The sequence below is a fragment of the Microcoleus sp. LAD1_D5 genome, assembly GCF_036702115.1.
Lineage (GTDB): Bacteria > Cyanobacteriota > Cyanobacteriia > Cyanobacteriales > Microcoleaceae > Microcoleus.
Map to the genome: position 1 here is coordinate 59,135 of NZ_JAUBSA010000026.1, position 18,806 is coordinate 77,940.

General features: G+C 45.7%; 23 protein-coding genes and 2 pseudogenes. 9 read left to right on the forward strand and 16 right to left on the reverse strand.

Annotated elements, in window-relative coordinates; genetic code table 11:
* Nucleotides 1-115 precede the first annotated feature (115 nt).
* Together QUA70_RS13465 and QUA70_RS13470 are read left to right on the forward strand one after the other, a co-directional pair.
* The gene (locus QUA70_RS13465; protein ID WP_333331996.1) at nt 116-532 is read left to right on the forward strand and encodes a XisH family protein; all 417 of its coding nucleotides are present in this window, start codon (nt 116-118) and stop codon (nt 530-532) included.
* A complete protein-coding gene (locus tag QUA70_RS13470; protein WP_333331991.1) occupies nt 520-855 on the forward strand; it encodes a XisI protein in 336 nt (111 codons plus the stop codon). Before QUA70_RS13465 ends, QUA70_RS13470 begins: the two co-directional genes overlap by 13 nt.
* A 134-nt stretch (nt 856-989) precedes the next feature.
* Here the strand turns inward: QUA70_RS13470 and QUA70_RS13475 are convergent, their stop codons facing one another.
* From QUA70_RS13475 to QUA70_RS13485, 3 genes are all read right to left on the reverse strand, one after another.
* Nucleotides 990-1,265 carry an S-layer homology domain-containing protein gene (locus QUA70_RS13475; protein ID WP_333344326.1) on the reverse strand — a complete coding sequence of 92 codons (276 nt, stop codon included), beginning with the start codon at nt 1,263-1,265 and terminating at the stop codon, nt 990-992.
* Nucleotides 1,266-1,536: 271 nt separating this feature from the next.
* Nucleotides 1,537-2,304 carry a DUF3747 domain-containing protein gene (locus tag QUA70_RS13480; protein ID WP_333344328.1) on the reverse strand — a complete coding sequence of 256 codons (768 nt, stop codon included), beginning with the start codon at nt 2,302-2,304 and terminating at the stop codon, nt 1,537-1,539.
* A 434-nt stretch (nt 2,305-2,738) separates the two neighbouring features.
* On the reverse strand, nt 2,739-3,731 hold the full coding sequence (locus QUA70_RS13485; RefSeq protein ID WP_242716335.1) for a ribose-phosphate pyrophosphokinase: 993 nt from the start codon (nt 3,729-3,731) through the stop codon (nt 2,739-2,741).
* A 909-nt stretch (nt 3,732-4,640) separates the two neighbouring features.
* Between QUA70_RS13485 and QUA70_RS13490 the strand changes: the two genes are divergently transcribed.
* From QUA70_RS13490 to QUA70_RS13505, 4 genes are all read left to right on the forward strand, one after another.
* Nucleotides 4,641-5,099 carry a GatB/YqeY domain-containing protein gene (locus QUA70_RS13490; protein WP_333344329.1) on the forward strand — a complete coding sequence of 153 codons (459 nt, stop codon included), beginning with the start codon at nt 4,641-4,643 and terminating at the stop codon, nt 5,097-5,099.
* A 375-nt stretch (nt 5,100-5,474) separates the two neighbouring features.
* The gene (locus tag QUA70_RS13495) at nt 5,475-7,172 is read left to right on the forward strand and encodes a protein kinase domain-containing protein (protein ID WP_333344331.1); all 1,698 of its coding nucleotides are present in this window, start codon (nt 5,475-5,477) and stop codon (nt 7,170-7,172) included.
* Between the two features lie 60 nt (nt 7,173-7,232).
* Nucleotides 7,233-7,940, forward strand: a complete 708-nt coding sequence (bioD, locus tag QUA70_RS13500; RefSeq protein ID WP_333344333.1) for a dethiobiotin synthase — start codon at nt 7,233-7,235, stop codon at nt 7,938-7,940.
* 204 nt (nt 7,941-8,144) lie between these two features.
* The gene (locus tag QUA70_RS13505; RefSeq protein ID WP_333344335.1) at nt 8,145-9,359 is read left to right on the forward strand and encodes a M20 family metallopeptidase; all 1,215 of its coding nucleotides are present in this window, start codon (nt 8,145-8,147) and stop codon (nt 9,357-9,359) included.
* Nucleotides 9,360-9,488: 129 nt separating this feature from the next.
* Here QUA70_RS13505 and QUA70_RS13510 read toward each other — a convergent pair whose 3' ends face one another.
* The 3 genes from QUA70_RS13510 to QUA70_RS13520 form a co-directional block, all read right to left on the reverse strand.
* Nucleotides 9,489-10,469, reverse strand: coding sequence for an aldo/keto reductase (locus QUA70_RS13510; protein WP_333344337.1), 981 nt, complete (start codon nt 10,467-10,469; stop codon nt 9,489-9,491).
* Between the two features lie 347 nt (nt 10,470-10,816).
* Complete coding sequence (locus QUA70_RS13515) at nt 10,817-12,208, reverse strand: glycoside hydrolase family 10 protein (protein WP_333331971.1); 1,392 nt, start codon at nt 12,206-12,208, stop codon at nt 10,817-10,819.
* Nucleotides 12,199-12,429, reverse strand: a complete 231-nt coding sequence (locus QUA70_RS13520) for a hypothetical protein (RefSeq protein WP_333331968.1) — start codon at nt 12,427-12,429, stop codon at nt 12,199-12,201. The genes QUA70_RS13515 and QUA70_RS13520 overlap by 10 nt, the downstream gene beginning before the upstream one ends.
* 8 nt (nt 12,430-12,437) lie before the next feature.
* Here QUA70_RS13520 and QUA70_RS13525 point away from each other — a divergent pair, with 8 nt between their 5' ends.
* The 3 genes from QUA70_RS13525 to QUA70_RS13535 all read left to right on the forward strand — a co-directional run bounded on the left by QUA70_RS13525 (nt 12,438) and on the right by QUA70_RS13535 (nt 15,414).
* Nucleotides 12,438-13,667: an FAD-dependent oxidoreductase gene (locus QUA70_RS13525; RefSeq protein WP_333331966.1), complete on the forward strand. Its 1,230-nt coding sequence runs from the start codon at nt 12,438-12,440 to the stop codon at nt 13,665-13,667.
* A 143-nt stretch (nt 13,668-13,810) separates the two neighbouring features.
* Nucleotides 13,811-14,473, forward strand: coding sequence for a DUF2834 domain-containing protein (locus tag QUA70_RS13530; RefSeq protein ID WP_333331963.1), 663 nt, complete (start codon nt 13,811-13,813; stop codon nt 14,471-14,473).
* A 191-nt stretch (nt 14,474-14,664) separates the two neighbouring features.
* Nucleotides 14,665-15,414: a gamma-glutamyl-gamma-aminobutyrate hydrolase family protein gene (locus QUA70_RS13535; RefSeq protein ID WP_333344339.1), complete on the forward strand. Its 750-nt coding sequence runs from the start codon at nt 14,665-14,667 to the stop codon at nt 15,412-15,414.
* Between the two features lie 7 nt (nt 15,415-15,421).
* On the opposite strand, the gene QUA70_RS13540 is transcribed toward QUA70_RS13535, so the two are convergent.
* The 10 genes and pseudogenes from QUA70_RS13540 to QUA70_RS13585 all read right to left on the reverse strand — a co-directional run bounded on the left by QUA70_RS13540 (nt 15,422) and on the right by QUA70_RS13585 (nt 18,714).
* Nucleotides 15,422-15,610: a CPXCG motif-containing cysteine-rich protein gene (locus QUA70_RS13540; RefSeq protein ID WP_006635525.1), complete on the reverse strand. Its 189-nt coding sequence runs from the start codon at nt 15,608-15,610 to the stop codon at nt 15,422-15,424.
* Nucleotides 15,594-16,055 (reverse strand): SRPBCC family protein, encoded by a 462-nt coding sequence (locus tag QUA70_RS13545; RefSeq protein ID WP_190745192.1) that lies wholly within the window; start codon nt 16,053-16,055, stop codon nt 15,594-15,596. The genes QUA70_RS13540 and QUA70_RS13545 overlap by 17 nt, the downstream gene beginning before the upstream one ends.
* Nucleotides 16,056-16,067: 12 nt before the next feature.
* The gene (locus tag QUA70_RS13550) at nt 16,068-16,418 is read right to left on the reverse strand and encodes a transcriptional regulator (protein WP_333344341.1); all 351 of its coding nucleotides are present in this window, start codon (nt 16,416-16,418) and stop codon (nt 16,068-16,070) included.
* Complete coding sequence (locus tag QUA70_RS13555) at nt 16,411-16,752, reverse strand: type II toxin-antitoxin system RelE/ParE family toxin (protein WP_333344343.1); 342 nt, start codon at nt 16,750-16,752, stop codon at nt 16,411-16,413. Before QUA70_RS13555 ends, QUA70_RS13550 begins: the two co-directional genes overlap by 8 nt.
* 34 nt (nt 16,753-16,786) lie before the next feature.
* Nucleotides 16,787-16,900 (reverse strand): annotated as a pseudogene (locus QUA70_RS13560) (SRPBCC family protein); the annotation flags it as partial.
* 12 nt (nt 16,901-16,912) lie between these two features.
* Nucleotides 16,913-17,266, reverse strand: coding sequence for a transcriptional regulator (locus QUA70_RS13565; RefSeq protein WP_333344345.1), 354 nt, complete (start codon nt 17,264-17,266; stop codon nt 16,913-16,915).
* A gap of 4 nt (nt 17,267-17,270) precedes the next feature.
* A pseudogene (locus QUA70_RS13570) lies at nt 17,271-17,599 on the reverse strand (type II toxin-antitoxin system RelE/ParE family toxin).
* 185 nt (nt 17,600-17,784) lie between these two features.
* Nucleotides 17,785-18,054, reverse strand: coding sequence for a transcriptional regulator (locus QUA70_RS13575; RefSeq protein ID WP_333344346.1), 270 nt, complete (start codon nt 18,052-18,054; stop codon nt 17,785-17,787).
* Nucleotides 18,029-18,244 (reverse strand): type II toxin-antitoxin system HigB family toxin, encoded by a 216-nt coding sequence (locus QUA70_RS13580; protein ID WP_333344348.1) that lies wholly within the window; start codon nt 18,242-18,244, stop codon nt 18,029-18,031. The genes QUA70_RS13575 and QUA70_RS13580 overlap by 26 nt, the downstream gene beginning before the upstream one ends.
* A 101-nt stretch (nt 18,245-18,345) precedes the next feature.
* Entirely contained in the window at nt 18,346-18,714 is a 369-nt protein-coding gene (locus tag QUA70_RS13585; RefSeq protein ID WP_333344350.1) for a transposase, read from the reverse strand.
* Nucleotides 18,715-18,806 lie beyond the last annotated feature (92 nt).

Here is an 18,806-nt window from a genome sequence, read left to right on the forward strand (position 1 = left end):
TGCTAATTAACTTAAAAATTAAAACTCTTTATAAAATTAGTATAGTACCGATTGACAATATACCGCGAATTCGGTATTATTAATACTTATTTGCAATCGCGCTGAGAATTTGTCTGTGTCTGCCAAAGATACTTTCCACGAATCCGTAAAGCGAGCCCTTCAAAAAGAACAGTGGGTGATTACTGCTGATCCACTAAGGTTTAAGTTTGGCAATATTAAATTTCAGGTCGATTTGGGAGCAGAAAGGTTAGTCGCAGCGGAGCGAGGAGGGGAGAAAATTGCAGTCGAAATCAAAAGCTTCCTCAATCCTTCTGTAATTACAGACTTTTATGCTGCATTGGGACAATTTCTCAGTTATCGGCTAGGGCTGGCATCTGTTGAACCTAATCGGAAATTATACTTGGCAGTACCAATTGACGTGTATAGAACATTTTTTCAGTCTGAGTTTACTCAAGCTGCGGTACAACAGTATCAGGTGTTGCTAATCGTATACGATCCAACAAATGAGGTAATTGTACAATGGACAAACTAGCTCAATATCGTCAGTACGTTCAGACATTAATGAGCCGTTATGCCGAAGACGATGTTTCAGATGATGAAGTCGAAGTTCAACTTATCTGCGACACAGAGCGAGATCATTATCAGTGGATGAATGTCGGCTGGGAACACTTAACCCGGATTTATCAAACCATTATTCACATTGACATCAAAGATGGAAAAATCTGGCTTCAACAAAATTTGACAGAGGAAAATCCTGCGGAGGAATTAGTTGCAATGGGAGTACCGAGAGAGGATATTATTTTGGGATTGCAACCCCCATACAAACGGCCGTATACTGATTATGGTGTAGCATAAAATGTCAAGCTGAAAAAACAGAATACTCAGATACCCGACTTCGCCAAAGTTGTCGGGTATCTAATTCGCCCTACTAAGCGTTAACGCATTTCAGCATCCACAAAGTAGCCACCGCGTAATTCCGCTTTGCAGAATTATCGAAAGCAAACCCAGCCCATTTCCTTAAAAGCGGCAGCAACAGAACAATAAGAAGACATTTGAGTAATAATAGAAGCAGCCCAATAATTCTGAATGTCTGAAAAAGTTTTAGACGGCTCTTTAGACACTAAATTCTGCTGCATTCCCCGCGCCGACAAACCACATTCCGCCGCTCGACGGCGCACTGCCATCAATTCAGCGCGAGTGACGGGCTGCGTAGGTTTAAAAGTTCCATCTTGATAGTCGCTAACTATCTTGTTGTTCCGCGCCAATAGAAGTTTTCCGGCACTCCAGCGGGAAATATCAAAGTCGCTAAATGGACGGATAGAAACATGGCTAGGAAAGGTGATATTAGCACCTTGTATTCATTTCAAAGATTTCCAAACTAAAGATACCAATTGCTCTCTGGTAACAGCAAGTTGCGGCCGCAAAGCATTATTTTGAGAAAACCCGGCTACAAACCCAAGGCCCATACCTTCTTTAATTTCCCAAGCATAGATATCATCGGTAGCTATCTCCGAATTGTAGAAGGGTCAGTATTGCCTACGGTATTTCCACCGGTATTTCCACTGGTATTTCCTGGGGTATTGGCTGCGTTGGCTGGGGTATTGGCTGCGGTATTGGCTGCGTTGGCTGGGGTATTGGTTGGGGTATTGGCTGGGGTATTGGCTGGGGTATTGGTATTGGTATTGGTATTGGTATTGGCTGCGGTATTGGCTGCGGTATTGCTTCGGTATTGCCTCCGGTATTGCCAATTTCTCCCGGTGCGGATTGATTGGTAGTGAAATAAAAGTGGCCTAATGTGCGGCCTTGGTAAGCTCTTTTACTCAAGCGCCAAGTAGGATCGAGACTGATTTTCATGAAGTCGTTAACATCGCCGTTTGTGCGACCGATAATCACCGATTTACCTTGGTAATCTACCGGAGTTCCCATTAGAAGAACATTGCCATCAACAATTTCCAAGCTTAGGGTGTATTTTAATGCTAAATCGGTGCCGGCCATGCGAATTGAAAAGCCGTTGCTGTCTGTTGCGCGCCCACAAATACCGGTGAAATCAAAACTAACTAATAAGGGATCGACTTTCACGGGATTAGAGCCACTTTCGCTCCAGCATTTTCGCGTGTCAGAGACTTGTTCTAGAATTAGCAATTGGTAGCCGCCGGAAGGGCGGGGTTGGGCGATGACAATTACTCGGTCTTGGTTAATGTCGGTTTCGTCAAAAGTAAATGCTTTAGCCGAACCGATCGCGCCCAGTGTTAAAATTGCTGAACCTGCCAGTGCGGCCACTGTTCGTACAAGTGAATGTTTCATGATTTTTCCCTATTGGGTCCTTATGGTGATGAGACTTATCTAGAATATAAAAAATTCGCCCTCTTCCAACAACAAGATAGAATTTTACCACCTCTTGTTCCGGTGGTACCAAGTGCGATCGATCGGCGATCGTCACATTGGTTCGTAGCGAAAACTCAAGTCCCAGCGCATTTTATGAGGACTTGAGTCCTCCCTACAAAGCTATAACCATTATTTTACCGAGGAACCTGATAAGCTGTTCCGCATCTAAATTGTATTTTCCGGGCGAGCGGGAGGCCCACTCCACAAGAATTTAAGGGCAGTTGACAGTAAAATTTAGATCTGCCTGGGCTTATTACTTGCGGGAAACGATCGCACTATTCACAAAAAAAAAACGGTGCGTTACACTTGGTTAACGCACCCTAAAACAAACATCCAAAAAGTGTCTTTGCTGTCTAGCGGAACATACTGCTAACAGAACTATCTTCGTGAATCCGCCAAATAGTTTCTCCGAGCAAATTGGCTACCGAAAGCACCGTCAACTGCTTAAAACGGTTCTCTTCAGGCACAGGAATTGTATTCGTAACAATTACCTCTTCCAAAACCCCGCTAGACAAACGCTCGATCGCCGGAGGCGAAAACACCGCATGAGTAGCACAAGCATAAACCTGCCTCGCACCCTCGCGGCGCAACAATCTCGCACCCTCAGAAATCGTGCCGGCAGTATCGATCATGTCGTCCACCAACACGGCTGTTTTGCCCCTGACATCACCGATGAGGTTCATCACTTCGGCGACGTTGTGAGCTTGGCGGCGCTTGTCAATAATTGCCAGGGGAGCATCGCCAAGCTTTTTGGCAAAAGCTCTCGCCCTAGCGACTCCGCCAACATCCGGCGAAACCACAACAATATCCGTCAATTGCTTGCTCGCCAGATAATCCAAAAGCACCGGCGAACCGTAAACGTGATCGAAGGGAATGTCAAAATAACCTTGAATCTGAGCTGAGTGCAAATCCATCGCCAAAATGCGACCGGCCCCAGCTTCCGTAATCAAATTAGCCACTAATTTTGCAGTAATCGACTCTCTTCCGGCCGTTTTGCGGTCAGCCCTAGCATATCCGTAATAGGGAATGACAGCAGTAATTTGTCTGGCCGAAGCGCGGCGACAAGCATCGATCATAATTAACAATTCCATGAGGCGATCGTTTACCGGACAGCAAGTTGGCTGAATCAAGTAAACATCGCAACCCCGAATCGATTCTTGAATTTGAACGTAGAGTTCCCCATCAGCAAACCGCTTGCGAACCATCGGCCCCAAATCGATCCCCAGATAGCGAGCCACCTCTTGGGCGAGGGGAATATTAGCAGAACCGGAGAACAGCCGCAGACGGTCATGAGCGGAAACCGGCGGCTCGGGAAGCGGAAGCGGTAAAGTAGCAGAACGGATCACAGCAGGCCTCTTGCAGGACGTTTATTCCATCGCTATCTTACCATCTGAAACTAGAAATATTCAGCCAAATTTTTGAGAGATTTAACTTTTGGGGCGGCCACAAGTGTTAAGTTAGGCGAATTGAATAGGACTTGCAAAAATATGTCCGAGAAACCCAGTTTTTGGCTCCCTTTCGGCACCCTCAACGGTCACAATCGGTTTTTACTTATTCTTATCCAGCAATCAAACTCTAAAAATTATACTACAATACCGTATATTAACGGATAAATTACTTTTTAAAGGCATAATTTATTACTTTAAAGCCCACATTCGGCATCTTCAAGCGTCACAATCGGTTTTTACTTATTCTTATCCAGCAATAAAACTCTAAAAATTATACTAAAATACCGTATATTAACGGATAAAAAAAATTTAAAAGGCATACTTTATTACTTTAAAGATAGTGTTTTCTGCGTAATTATGCTGTGTGACACCCCAGGGTGCAACATCTCACTTAAATAGTCCTGGACGCACGTACTACGATTTTCTGTCAGAAGAGAACGTAGTGAAGGAATCTCAAACCCTTGATTTAACGCCCTTGAGTGCATAAGTTCTGTTAAAGATAGAGTTGTGTCCGTAATTATGCTCTGTGACACACCAGGATGCGGAATCTGGGTTCTCGCGATCTGTGTACTGGCAGAAGTACGATCGCACCTGTGCCCCTGCATCTAAAAATTCTGGCGTGAGTCAATTTGGGGCTGAGGCTGCAAGTGCAGCCACCCCAAATTCAGTCGAAAGCCGAAGGCATCCGGGTTCAATGGGATAAAAATGCCACCAACAGGCAATAAACTTGAAAAATACTGTAAAAAAAGTTAAGAATCTGAAGCATACTTCAGATTTTTGATATCGGGCAAAGCAAGGTAGAAATCGATGAGCTTAAGAGAACGCATTGACGCAGAAATCAAAACAGCCATGAAGTCCAAGGACAAAGTTCGCTTGGAAACAGTTCGCGGCATCAAGAAATTTATTCTCGAAAAAGAAGTCAGCCTCCGTCCCTCGGGCCAACAGACGCTGACAGAAGCTCAAGAAATGGAAATTTTGATGCAAATAGCCAAACAGCGCCGGGATTCGATCGAACAATACCGCAAAGGTGGCCGCGAAGATTTAGTGGCACAAGAGGAGGCGGAGTTAGCAATTGTTGAAGAGTATTTGCCGGCGCAGATGTCAGACGAAGAGGTGAGTCAAGTCGTTGACGAAGTGATTGCTTCGGTTGGCGCTACTTCTGCAAAAGATATGGGCAAGGTGATGGGCAAGGCAATGCAGCAGCTTAAAGGCAAAGCAGACGGTAACAGAATTCAAGACATGGTGAAAGCAAAGCTTAGTCAGTAGTCAGTAGTCAGTAGACATCTCCCATAAATAATCTCCAGCTTTATAGAGATGTATGGCCTAGGCCGAGGGGCGACAATTTATTAGGGCTAAGGCCAAAAAACCCGGTTTCTACGAAAAATCGTGCATTTCTCCCTTGAGATATTGACGCAGAAATCGGGTTTTCGATCGGATCTGCGGGTTGCAACCTGTGTATTTTCGTGAGAAAACCCGGTTTCTGACCATCCGGGCGTCCAAGAATGTCAAAAAAATGTAAAATACTAACTTTGGTCGGGACTGGGGACTACAGATAGTGAAGTATGCTCAAGAGCATTAAAGACATAGCATTACTAAGTCTGTGAGCGATCGTCTATTTTTTAACAGTTTCTCCTTAAACTTATGCAGCCACCTATTGCTATTGGAACTCTCCTACAAAACCGCTACCGCTTGGTGAATATTTTAGGTCAAGGAGGATTTGGCCGGACTTATTTAGTAGAAGATTTGGGACGGTTTCAAGAACGCTGCGCCCTGAAGGAATTGATTCCGGTGCAAAGCGGGCCTTACGTTTTGGAAAAATCGAAGGAATTGTTTCAAAGAGAGGCGGCAATACTTTACCAAATTGGGCACCCACAAATTCCCCAGTTTCGAGCAATATTTGAAGAGAACCAGCGTTTGTTTTTAGTGCAGGATTACGTGGAAGGGATGACTTACCGCGAACTAATGCTCGATCGAACTTCAACAGGCCGCAGCTTCACCGAAGCCGAAGTCTTGGTATTTATCCGACAAATGCTGCCGGTACTGGCTCACATCCACGCCCGCGGCATCATCCACCGCGACATCTCCCCAGAAAATATAATTCGGCGGGAAAACGACCAGTTGCCGGTGCTGATTGACTTTGGAGTGGTAAAAGAACTCGCCACCAAAGTCCAGTCTCCCGAAGGAACAGCCCACGCGACAACTGTCGGTAAAATCGGCTACGCGCCGATGGAACAGTTGCAAAGCGGGCGGGTAACTGCCAGCAGCGACCTCTACGCTTTAGCTGTAACGGCGATCGTCCTGCTGACAGGCAAAGAACCGCAGGAATTGCTCGATCAAACAACGCTGCAATGGAATTGGCAGCAGCGAGTGCAGGTGAGCACGGGTTTGGCTTTGGTGCTGAATCGGATGTTGAGCCGGTCTCCGGGCGATCGATATCAATCTGTCAGCGAAGTCGCCCAAGCACTCGACACCCAAACTAATCCTAAACCTAGCCAGCCAACTGTACCGCCCGCGCCGCCAGCAGTGGTACCGACAAACCCTTCGCTAATAGCAACGGTGGCCGTGGGCAGGCCGCCAGAGCCCGCCGCCCAGAGTTCCCACCCGCAAAACGACCCAGACCCGTTAAGTGAGCCTGTTGGCGGCTCTTTTTGGGACAATCCCATCGCTGCGATCGGACTGCTGGCGGGCTTAGTAATCTTGACTGGCTTTGGTTCCTGGGCTTTAGTCGGCTCATTTCTCAACAATTCCCGCCCCAAACCCACTCCGACACCGCCAGCACTTACAAGTCCCACGCCGACACTAACTCCGATACCAAACCCGCTACCTTTGCCAACCCCAAGCCTACAGCCTTTGCCAACCCCAACCCTAGAACCTTTGCCGGAACCAAGCCCAGAACCTTTGCCGGAACCAACCCTAGAACCGAACCCAGAACCGAACCCAGAACCGAACCCAGAACCGAACCCAGAACCGAACCCAGAACCGAACCCAGAACCTTTGCCGGAACCTTTGCCAGAACCAAGCCCAACGCCAACTTCGGCACCCAAACCGACGCCCGCGCCGACTCCGGCGCCCAAACCGACGCCCGCACCGACTCCGGCGCCCAAACCAACTCCCGCGCCGTCGCCAACACCAGCACCAACTCCCGCGCCAACACCAGCGCCAACTCCCGCACCAACACCGGAACCTGCCCCAACTCCCGCACCGTCGCCGGAACCGGAACCGGAACCAGCGCCGTCACCGGAACCCGCACCGGAACCAGCGCCGTCACCGGAACCGGAACCAGCGCCGTCACCGGAACCGGAACCCGCACCAGCACCCGCACCATCGCCAGAACTCTAAACTTCTGGCAAAATTCCCCTAGACTGAGGTTGAGGCCAATTACTTGTTAGCTATTTGCCAATGAACTCGCTGCTAATTGCTGGAACTGATACCGACGCGGGCAAAACTGTTTTGACCAGCGCTCTGGCTGCTTATTGGCAAATGTATTTTCCCGATCGCAGTTTGGGAATTATGAAGCTCATGCAAACGGGAACGGGCGATCGCGAACTCTACACCCGTTTGTTTTCTCTCGACCAATCCCCCGAAGAACTCAATCCGCTGCACTTTGATGCGCCTCTAGCACCGCCGATTGCCGCCGAACGGGAGGGGAGACCTATCGAACTCGAAAAGGTCTGGACGGCTTGGCAAAGCCTCTCGGAGCGCAAGGATTTTGTGTTGGTGGAAGCTTTGGGAGGGCTGGGATCGCCTGTAACGTGGGAACTGACGGTGGCCGATATTGCCAGGGATTGGCGGCTGAGGGGGGTTTTGGTAGTACCTGTGAGGTTGGGGGCGATCGGGCAAGCTGTGGCGAATGTTGCTCTCGCCAGACACACTGGTTTTAAGCTCAGAGGAATTGTGCTCAATTGCGTTAAAGCTTATTCTGAACAAGAAATTGCCGACTTAGCGCCCGTTGATTTGATCCAGTCGCTGACTCAAATACCTGTGTTGGGTATTTTGCCGCATTTAGATGACCCGACTGACCTGGCTAAATTAGCTAAAGTTGCTTCAGATTTAGATTTAGAGCGGTTACTACCAGGGGTTAATTTAGTTCCTCAGACTTCTAAATAACCCTATTTTCAACACCTCTCTTTCTCATCCTTCTCTTCCTCTGCGTACTCTGCGTCCTCTGCGGTTCATTTAAAAAAAATATCCTGCACAACTCAGATAGGATTGAAGAAGATTTTATTTTAACCGCAGAGAGCGCAGAGAGCGCAGAGAAAGAGAAGAGAGAGTTTCACAAATTATTCAGAATTGCTATAAGGAGAATAAAACATGGTTTCTACTTTACCGAATTTAACCTCTGTCGATTTATCTCAATTGCGGCTGGAGATTAGAAATTTGCAGCCTCAGCTAGTCGAATGGCGTCGCCTTTTGCACCAAAAGCCGGAGTTGAGTTTTGATGAAAATTTAACGGCGCAGTTTATCTCACAAAAGTTGCAGGAATGGGACATAGATCATGAAACTAATATTGCTAAAACTGGTATTGTTGCCACTATAGACAGCGGCAAACCGGGGCGGGTTTTAGCAATTCGGGCGGATATGGATGCTTTGCCCATTCAAGAAGAAAATGAGGTGGATTATCGATCGCAGCATGATGGAATTATGCACGCTTGTGGCCACGACGGCCACACTGCGATCGCCCTTGGTACTGTTTGTTATCTGGCCAAGCACAAACACAGCTTTTCGGGTAAAGTAAAATTTATCTTTCAGCCCGCCGAAGAAGGGCCAGGGGGCGCAAAACCCATGATTGAAGCGGGAGTTTTGAAGAATCCTGATGTTGATGCGATCGTCGGCTTGCATTTGTGGAACAATCTACCTTTGGGCACTGTAGGCGTCCGCAGCGGCGCTTTGATGGCGGCTGTGGAAGTTTTTGACTGCACGATTTTTGGGAAAGGTGGACACGGCGCAATGCCACATCAGACTGTGGACTCGATCGTAGTTACAGCCCAAATAGTCAGCGCTTTGCAGGCAATTGTCGCGCGGAACATTGACCCGATCGACTCAGCGGTAGTAACTGTCGGCCAATTCCACGCAGGGCACACCCATAACGTCATTGCCGATACCGCTCAAATCGGTGGCACGGTGCGCTATTTCAATCCTGCATATCAAGGTTATTTTGCAAAGCGAATTGAGCAAGTAATTGCCGGAATTTGTCAGAGTCACGGGGCAAATTACCAATTAGATTATTGTTCGCTTTATCCGCCGGTTATTAATGATTCGAGAATAGCGGAATTGGTGCGCGGCGTTGCAGAATCCGTTGTCGAAACTCCTGCAGGAATCGTTCCCGAATGTCAAACAATGGGCGGCGAGGATATGTCGTTCTTTTTGCAAGAAGTCCCCGGTTGCTATTTCTTTTTAGGTTCAGCAAATCCAGAGAAAAACTTGGCTTACCCGCATCATCACCCGCGTTTTGATTTTGATGAAACTGCGCTGGGTATGGGTGTAGAAATGTTTGTGCGGTGCGTGGAAAATTTTTGTGTGATGTGAATCCGGCTTTCAGGGGCGGGCTAGGAGCAACGCCCCACAATAAAATTTAGTTTTTGTGGAACAAGCAAATTCATGTCTTGTGGAACAGGCATCTTGCCTGTTCATAAGAATGGTAAAACATCTCAAATATTACCGAGTTTGAAAGATATTCTGCACCATTTTTTTATCTACACTTGCCGCCGCCTTATCCAATTCGGCAATCTCCCCGGAGTCTAACTCCCACCCCAAAGCACCAATATTATCCCTCGCCTGTGCCGCAGATTTCGCCCCCGGAATCGGAATAGTTTCTTTGCACACGCACCAGTTGATTGCTACCTGCGAAACAGTCTTATTTCTGAATGCCGCTATTTCTCGCAAACACTCCAAAAGCGATCGCATTCCCGGAAGTAGCTGCTTGCACGCCAAACCTCGGATACCTTTAGGAAGAGAGCCGTTTTCGGAATATTTACCCGTCAGCAACCCCAAGGCTAGAGGACTGTAAGCAATCAATTTTATCCCTAATTCGTCGCAAACATCTTTCAACCCGAGTTCTGTCACCGGATAGGTAGAAAGTAGCGAATATTGCACTTGTAAAGTAACAATAGGAATTTGGCGATCGCTAAATCTTTGATGCACCCATTTAAGCCGTTTCGGCCCGTAATTAGACAAGCCCACTCCCTTGACCAATCCTTGCTCGTAAAGGTCAGCCAAACCGTCTAAAAGAGCCCCCTCTTGCCAAGGAGCGTAATTGGCTGTAGACCAGTGCATTTGCACCAAATCTACATTTTTCCCGATGCGCGAAGCAGAGGCTTTGCAAGCCGATATCATTGATTGTCGCGTCAGTCTCCAAGGATAAGCAGCCAGTTTGGTCGCAATACAAATACTGTCTTTGTTTGCACCTTGATATTGTTGAGAAAACTGCCCCAAAAGCTGCTCGCTGCGTCCGTTTAATTTGCCAGTTCCGTAAGAATCCCCGGTATCGAATAAAGTGACACCGTTACTAACACAAAGATTGAAAACGGCTTGCAATTCCTCGTCCATACTTTCATTGTAGCCCCAGAGCAATCTGTTGCCCCAAGCCCAAGTGCCGCAGCCCATTTTTGGCAGTAAAATTTTTTGGTGAGTTTGCATTTTTATTGATGGTAGTTGTTGGTAATACGGATATTTTATAGGAACATAACTCGGTATCCCCTAGCCCCCTGTAGAGCTGTTTCATTCTGCCACGGGCCGCCCGGGACTCAAGTCCCTGTCTAATAGCATAAGTCGGTTAAAGCCGACTCAAATAGTAATCTCAATTTGGAAAATTAGAGTTACACATATATTCTGCGCTAACTCTATACAAAAACAGCTTTGATAGAATTGCTGGAGTCGTCTTTAGACGACTTCAGCTATGAGACAGGGGTTTAAACCCCTGTTGGACTGTCGGACTAATGGCACACCCTACAAAATTACCAATGACTGATGACTCTTGAATTCTTTTACGTGGTTGGCGAGGGCGTAGGTGGGCTGTTTTTGGTAGGTTGATCTGGCTTAGCTTTGGGGTCTGGTTTGGGTGGCGCAGGCGGAGGGAAAGTCGCCGCGCGCCTGGGTATTTGTAGCGCTGTTCGGAATGCAGAAGACGGGAAGAAAGCACTAAATTGAGAAAGTCGAGCGGCGGTGGGTTCTGGTGCATATTCCCACAAGCTTTCGTAGTAGAAGAAAGCAACGCCTAAGCCGTATTCTTGGACTGCTTGCACCTGAGATTTAATTTGCTCAATCGGTACTGGGTTATTTCTCAAACCTGTCATAATCCCAACTCCGGTGGGAATTTTTTGCTGTGCTTCTTGCATTTCTGGACGGTTAATCTTGTCCACAAATGATTCTAAATTGGGACGGTACACTTGCACGATTAGCTCGTCGGCAATATCCAAACGCACCCAAGCCAGCCAATCTTGCAGGTGATGTTTGTAAGCAAACTCGTAGTAATTGGGAGAAATTGAGAAAATGGCATTGGGTTTTACTGTTTTGACGGCTTGATTTAGCTGCGACATAAAAGCGGTAATTTTATTGGCTCGCCACTGCACCCATGCTGGATTTTGAAAATCTTTTGGTGGAGCTTTTTTTGTTTCTTTGGTATACAAAGCAACTGTGTAGTCATCATAACCAAATTCCGACGGCAAACTCATGTGGTCGTCAAATTGAATGCCGTCGGCGTTGTATTGAGTGGTGATTTCTAGTACAAGTTCGGTAATGAATTGCTGCACTTCGGGATGAAAGGGATTGAGCCAAACTACTTCCCCACCTGCGCCGTTTGATGTTTGGCTGCCGTCCTGTTTTTGTGTCAGCCAATCGGGATGATTTAAGGCTAATTCTGAGGTGGGAGGAGCCATGAAACCAAACTCAAACCAAGGAATTACTAGCAAGCCTTGGCGGTGAGCTTTATCAATTAAATCGGCGATCATATCTTGTCCCTCTAACCCTCTGTAAACAAAGGGTTGAATGTCTCTTTGCTGCGCTACATAGCTGGGATACATTGCATAGCCAGAATTCCAGACTACAGGATAAATAGTGTTGAAATTTAACCGCTTTAATTGGGTGACAGCATCTCCTAGTTTGCGGCTATCTCTGAGGATGTCTTTGTCGTTTGTCGTCATCCAAACACCGCGAATTTCCTGGCGGGGTTGCTGGGCGATCGCCGGAATGAAGTTGTTCGCCAGCAATACTATAATGAATGAGAGGGCAAACAGAAGCGGGAAAAGAGTTTTAATCGATCGCTGCCAACTGCGCGGAATGATGCGTAATGTCATAGTTTTGAATGGTGAGTTAGCTATCGAAACGCACCCCGGCATAATTTGGTGATAAAATTTGCTCGCTCTACAGTCTACAGCCATTTGCGCTTAATGTGGAATCGGTTAAGTGCAATGGGTGGATTGATGTTATGCGATCGCAACTGAGCTAAGTATAATCTCTGAGACAGAGGGTAAGTGACAGCATTCTGTCTAACTGCTGGGAAATCATTAATTACGCACTGCAAGCTTTCCTTACCGGACAGTGCGGCCCCAGGAGTGCAAGTGCTGTACAATATCGGTGCTGGAACATCTCGATCGAACATCTGTAATTGTGAAACATTTAGTGTTAATTGGCGGCGGTCACAGTCATGCTATCGTATTAAAAATGTTCGGTATCAAACCGCTGCCGGGAGTGCGTTTGACTCTGATTAGCGACGTGCTGCACGCTCCTTATTCGGGGATGCTGCCGGGACACGTTGCCGGGTTTTACGATTATGATGAATGTCACATCGATTTGCGATCGCTTGCTGAATTTGCCGGCTGTCAAATATTAATCGATCGGGCGATCGCGATCGACCTTAACAAAAATTTAGTTATTTGTCAAACTCGCCCTCCGGTTAATTTTGATTTGCTTTCGGTGGATATCGGCAGCACTCCTGCGACTTTATCTGTACCGGGTGCTGCTGAATATGCAATTGCAGCTAAACCCGTACCGGAGTTTTTAGCTAGCTGGAATCAGTTAATTGCCGAAAGAGCAAACCATCCCCAAAAACCGCTGCGGATAGCGATTGTAGGCGGCGGTGCTGGCGGCGTAGAATTAGCATTAAATATGCAATCTCGATTGGGGAAGGAAGAAGGAAGAGGGAAGAAGGAAGAGGGAAGAAGGAAGAGGGAAGAAAAACTAGAAAAATTATCATCAGAAATTCATTTGTTTCACAGCGGTGCTGAATTGATGCAGGGACACAATCAGCGGGTGCGCCGACGCATTCAAGAAATTCTCATCAGTCATGGCATTCAATTGCATTTAAAGGAAAAAGTCTGTGCTTTAGAAAAGATTAAGAGAGAAACCCCTTCCCAAATCCCAATTACGGATTACCAAATTTCCTGTAAATCGGGTTTAGAATTAGAGTGCGATCGCATTTTTTGGGTAACACAAGCAGCGGCCGCCGATTGGATAAGAGAATCCGGTTTAGCAGCAGACTCAAACGGCTTTATGCAAGTCAACGATTGCCTCCAATCCGTCTCTCACCCCAACGTATTTGCGGCTGGCGATATCGCTGCGATGGTTAATTATCCCCGTCCCAAAGCAGGCGTGTTTGCCGTGCGTCAGGGCAAACCGCTGTTTGAAAATTTGCAGCAGTTTTTATTGGAAAAACCGCTGAAACCCTTTGCACCGCAGGAACAATATTTAGGCTTAATCGGTACTGGGAATAAAAGGGCGATCGCCTCTCGCGGATCTTTCATGTGGGAATCGCGGTTGTTGTGGTATTGGAAAGATTGGATCGATCGCCAATTTATGCAAAAATTTAGCAATCTGCCCAAAACAGGCGATACCAAATAGCAATACATTCAGAAGATGCCCACATTTTATCCGCTCTCATCTTCTCTTCTCTTCCTCTGCGTCCTCTGCGGTTAATAAAAAAAGTGTTATTCAAAAACGCTTTAAGATTGTTATAGTAATATCAGAAGTAAAGAAAACTAACTATGTTCAGAAAAATTGGATTTGGGCTGCTTTGGATTGCATTTATCACCTACGCCTTTGTATTTGCACCACCCGACAGCCCAGAAAAAACCATCACACTAATTACCAATATTTCCACAGGCAAAATAGCAGACATCAACCCTTTAATTGTAGCGTTATTCAACCTCATGGGAGTCTGGCCGCTCATCTACAGTTGCGTCTTATTTGCTGACGGCAGGGGGCAGAAAATACCTGCATGGCTATTTGCCACTTTATCCTTTGGCGTCGGCGCCGTTGCCTTGCTGCCTTATTTAGCCCTGCGCGAACCGAATCCTGAATTTCCCGGTCATAAAAATATCTTTTTAAAGATATTAGACTCCCGTTTTACTGCCATTGTCCTAACATTGGGTGCTGCTGCTTTAGTTTCTTTTGGCTTGACAAAAGGCGATTGGTCTGATTTTATTGGACAGTGGCAAACCAACCGTTTTATCCACGTAATGAGTTTAGATTTTTGTATGCTTTGCCTGCTATTTCCTGCCTTATTGGCAGACGACATGGCGCGCCGAGGAATGCAGAACTCTACAGCATTTTGGGCAGTGACATTAGTGCCGCTGTTCGGGCCACTGGCTTATCTGTGCACGCGCAAACCGCTGCCAGAAACTAAAAATGAAAGTGTTACAAATTAGACAGCAGCGCAGGGAATGCTCAGTTTAATCTAGGAATCACAATAAATCCGGCAAGAAACAGGCAAGATGCCTGTTCCACAATAAGTAAGTTTTATTGTGGAGTGGGCTTCTAGCCCGCCCATGAAACACTGATTACAAATAGTGCCAAATCTGAGTATTAATCTAAATAATTATCTCCCAGTCTCTAGCAAATGAAAAAATTTCCTATCGTTGGCATCACAACATACAACCGCTGTCCCGCAGGCGAATATCGCTTAAATGGAACTTATATTGATGCAGTTCAGGCGGCTGGTGGAATTCCGATTTTACTGCCCCCCAATCAATTAGATCCGGCTAGTATTTTTGATGCAGTAGATGGTTTGATTTTTTCCGGGGGCGGAGATATCAACCCAGAACTTTATGGCGGTTATGTCGATCGCACAGTTTACTCGGTTAATGCAGAACGCGACAATTTTGAATTAAGCTTAGCCAAGCTAGCTTTGAAGGCTGACATACCTGTGTTGGGGATTTGTCGGGGTATGCAAATCCTGAATGTAGCCAGCGGTGGCAGTTTGGTGATTCATGTACCGGATGCTTACGGAGACGAGGTTAATCACGGCACCGGAATTCCCCCGCGTGCGATCGAGCATACCATTGAAATTGAGCCCAACAGTCGGCTCGCAAAAATTATGGGAAAAACTTCAACAACAGTTGTTTCCTGGCATCATCAAGCAGTGCGGAAGGTAACATCCGATTGGCGAATTGTAGCCGATGCACCTGACACTTTGGTAGAAGCAATGGAACACTGCTATCACCCTTGGATGATAGCAATTCAATGGCATCCGGAAATGTCGCCCAACTGTTCGTTCAACTCTCGTATTTTTCAGGCTTTCGTAGAAGCAGCAGCTTCAAGATTTATGAATTATACCAAGTCTGCATCAAATGCAATTCATACATTTTGATAGTCACTTATTCTTGATAGTCAGTATCTATTTCAATATCCAGGGTATCTTCATCTATTCTGACATACAGAACATTCGGGCGACAGCAAACCTGACAATCTTCGATATAAGATTGCTCCATACCACCGCTGATATCAACAAAAGTTGTACTCGGTTCGCCGCAGAAAGCACAGTAATATTCAGCCGTTGTTTGCATCTTTCTCGCACTCTCTTTTTGTGACTTCGTGGCGGTAGCGAAACATATCTGTTAACCGCATTTCTACCCACCACCCTAACAACAAATCGACAATCGGGCCGCCCGGTATCGAAAATGCGATCGCATCTGTCAATCTAGTCTTGCCATTTTCTGAGGTAAACTCGTGTCGGTGAGTCCAACGTGCCATGGGCCCCTCAGTTTGTTCATCAACAAACAAGCGATATTGTTCGCACTCAGTGTGAGTCGCCACCCATTTTACAGGAATCGGCCCCAATAACAGGCGAAATTCTGATACCGCACCCACATCGAGTCCCCCTTCGCGGCGAATTATTTTCACCGGTTGCCAAGGCGGAGTCAAAAGTTGCAGAATGTCCGGCCTTTCGTGAAAGTTCCAGACTGCTTCAACGGTGGCATTAATTAAGGATGAATATTTAAAATTGGGCATTTTATCGTTGGGCTAGACAGTTAAGTGCGATCGCGTTTCAGCATTAGCAGTATTATCCTCTGCATCAGTACAAACAGCAACAGTTAGTTTCAATCCCAAAGCATTCAGCCAAGTTCCCAGATTGTAAATCGCATCACTTCCTTGCTGCGACAGCAATTCATCCAGTTTTTTTAAGTGCAATTCATATTGTTCGGGAGACATCTGCTGTTTGCCAAGAGCTTCTGCTACATTGCTAAGTACCATTTTTAGCAGTTCTGCCTCCGGGTTTTCTTCTTCAAAAAAAGCCTCTAGATACATAGCAGAATCTATTGGTTTTTTGAGAGATTCTATTAGAAAAGGATGGTAAGGTAAACTTTTAGGCATTATCTTGACTCCTGTAATCAGTCCAGTATTTAATAGCTTGCTGTATGTCTCGGTCTTGAGTGCTTTTATCCCCGCCTATTAAAAGTAGGATAATAGTTGTGCCGACTTGTCCAAAATAGATTCGGTATCCAGGGCCATAATCTATTTTTAATTCATAGACTCCTTCTCCAACAAATCGATAATCTCCGAGATTGCCGAGTTGAACTCTGTCTAATCTCAACCTAATTCTAGCTTTAGCTTTGCCATCTCGGAGAACATTAAACCATTCCTCGAAAGGTACTCTGTTGTCTGGCGTAGTATAACGCTGAATTTCTTTCGGTTGGACTTCTGGCATAATTGTATTATAGTATGTCGCTCCTCATCTTATCTTGAACCGGTTGCCAAGGCGGAGTCAAAAGTTGCAGAATGTCCGGCCTTTCGTGAAAGTTCCAGACTGCTTCAACGGTGGCATTAATTAAGGATGAATATTTAAAATTGGGCATTTTATCGTTGGGCTAGACAGTTAAGTGCGATCGCATTTCAGCATTTGCAGTATTATCCTCTGTATCAGTACAAACAGCAACTGTTAGTTTCAATCCCAAAGCATTCAGCCAAGTTCCCAGATTATAAATCGCATCACTTCCTTGCTGCGACAGCAATTCATCCAGTTTTTTTAAGTGCAATTCATATTGTTCAGAAGTCAGTTTTGGTTGACCGAGAGCTTCTGCTACATCGCTGAGAGCTCGTTTCAGCAGTTCAGGTTCCGGCTCTTCTTCCTCTAATGTCGCCGTTATATAGGCTGCTGCTAGTTCGGGCTTTTTTCTGAGAGATTCAATCAAAAATGGATGATAAGGTAGGCTTTTAGGCATTGTCTTAACTCCTATAATCTGTCCAGTATTCTTTAGCTTGGCGGACATCTCTGTCTTGAGTGCTTTTATCGCCTCCGCAGATGAGAATCACAATTGTCATTTCTATTTGTCCAAAATAGATTCGGTAGCCAGGCCCATAATTGATTTTGAGTTCGCATAGGCCTTCCCCCACCGAGCGATAGTCTCCTAAATTACCATCAGCAATTGGTTAAGCCTAGATATAATCTTGGCTTGAGCATTGATATCTCTCAGCGAATCAAACCACTGATCGAAAGGCACTTTGTTATCTGGCGTAGTATAACGCTGAATTTCTTTCGGTTGGACTTCGGGCATAATTAAATTATAATGCGTCACTCATCCCAGTATCCTGGCAATTAACTATACTCAAGAAATGCCACAGGGGAAAGATGGAAAAACTTAGCTAACTTTTGAATTTCATTCGCCGTCAGTTCCCGGTTTCCATTCATCATCTCAGATACCCAAGACCCGGATTCAAAAATATCAACCAAATCTTTTTCTTAAATATTGTCTTCCACCATCAATGCTTTCAGTAGTGCGATAGCTTTCAAGACTGGCATTGGCTCATGTTTTTGTTCGTAATCATAAACAAGAGTACCTAACACGTTTAAGTAATCCCGATCGTCCTGCGTGAGATTGCTCAGACTCACAATAGAATCAATCCGATTTTGTGTAGCGATTAACTCAGCTTCACAAGTAATTGGACGCGGTGGAAAAGTTGTGATTATCTCAATATAGTAGCTACTAGGAGTTTTTAAACCAGTCGTCATTTTTCCAGTTCTCCTTATTATATTCTGCAGGAGTTAAAACACAGCGGACAAACACTATCTGGTATTCATAATCGATAAAAGCAATTAACCGATAGTTATTGCCACCAATACAGCGGATTCCAGGTTTATGAAGTACAGTAGCAGCAGCTTCTAAACCAATTTTTAAAGTGCTTAATATTAACCAAATCAAGCGCAGTAGCTAGTAAAACGTCAACCATCTTGGTAGTAGTTGGCGAAAACTGACGTAAAAAAGCTTTCAGTTGTGACCACCATAATTCGATCGAATTAAAGTCAGGACTCGGGAGGTGATAAATTCAAGACACTGGCACCAGCCGCTTGAATCAAGGGTTCAATCACTTCCAACTTATGGGCTGGTAGATTATCCATAACAACCGCTGCGCCCTCCCATAAGTTTGGCACCAAACACTGTTCAACAAAAACTGCAAATGCCTGACTATCCATCGACCCATTCAGCGTCATTAATCCTACTACTTTTTTCAAGCTGATTGCTCCAATAACTGTTACTTTTGCACCCCGATAAAACGGTTTTAAATCATAGAGTTTACTACCATATCTCGAACGTGCGTGGGTTCGTGTCAACCCCAATAAAACGCCCATTTCATCCAAAAACACCAGATTATTCTGGTCGATATTTTTCACTTTCTCCCAATACTTACACATATAAAGTTGCACTCTGTCAGTGGCAGATTGACTACTCCGTATTGTTTTTTTTTCGCGTCAGATTTTGTTTA

Coding starts and splice junctions, on each gene's coding strand:
- QUA70_RS13470 (WP_333331991.1), top strand. CDS start 520: ATGGACAAACTAGCTCAATATCGTCAGTACGTTCAGACATTAATGAGC.
- QUA70_RS13480 (WP_333344328.1), bottom strand. CDS start 2,304: ATGAAACATTCACTTGTACGAACAGTGGCCGCACTGGCAGGTTCAGCA.
- QUA70_RS13490 (WP_333344329.1), top strand. CDS start 4,641: ATGAGCTTAAGAGAACGCATTGACGCAGAAATCAAAACAGCCATGAAG.
- QUA70_RS13495 (WP_333344331.1), top strand. CDS start 5,475: ATGCAGCCACCTATTGCTATTGGAACTCTCCTACAAAACCGCTACCGC.
- bioD (WP_333344333.1), top strand. CDS start 7,233: ATGAACTCGCTGCTAATTGCTGGAACTGATACCGACGCGGGCAAAACT.
- QUA70_RS13505 (WP_333344335.1), top strand. CDS start 8,145: ATGGTTTCTACTTTACCGAATTTAACCTCTGTCGATTTATCTCAATTG.
- QUA70_RS13510 (WP_333344337.1), bottom strand. CDS start 10,469: ATGCAAACTCACCAAAAAATTTTACTGCCAAAAATGGGCTGCGGCACT.
- QUA70_RS13515 (WP_333331971.1), bottom strand. CDS start 12,208: ATGGCTGTAGACTGTAGAGCGAGCAAATTTTATCACCAAATTATGCCG.
- QUA70_RS13520 (WP_333331968.1), bottom strand. CDS start 12,429: ATGTTCGATCGAGATGTTCCAGCACCGATATTGTACAGCACTTGCACT.
- QUA70_RS13530 (WP_333331963.1), top strand. CDS start 13,811: ATGTTCAGAAAAATTGGATTTGGGCTGCTTTGGATTGCATTTATCACC.
- QUA70_RS13535 (WP_333344339.1), top strand. CDS start 14,665: ATGAAAAAATTTCCTATCGTTGGCATCACAACATACAACCGCTGTCCC.
- QUA70_RS13540 (WP_006635525.1), bottom strand. CDS start 15,610: ATGCAAACAACGGCTGAATATTACTGTGCTTTCTGCGGCGAACCGAGT.
- QUA70_RS13545 (WP_190745192.1), bottom strand. CDS start 16,055: ATGCCCAATTTTAAATATTCATCCTTAATTAATGCCACCGTTGAAGCA.
- QUA70_RS13550 (WP_333344341.1), bottom strand. CDS start 16,418: ATGCCTAAAAGTTTACCTTACCATCCTTTTCTAATAGAATCTCTCAAA.
- QUA70_RS13555 (WP_333344343.1), bottom strand. CDS start 16,752: ATGCCAGAAGTCCAACCGAAAGAAATTCAGCGTTATACTACGCCAGAC.
- QUA70_RS13565 (WP_333344345.1), bottom strand. CDS start 17,266: ATGCCTAAAAGCCTACCTTATCATCCATTTTTGATTGAATCTCTCAGA.
- QUA70_RS13575 (WP_333344346.1), bottom strand. CDS start 18,054: ATGACGACTGGTTTAAAAACTCCTAGTAGCTACTATATTGAGATAATC.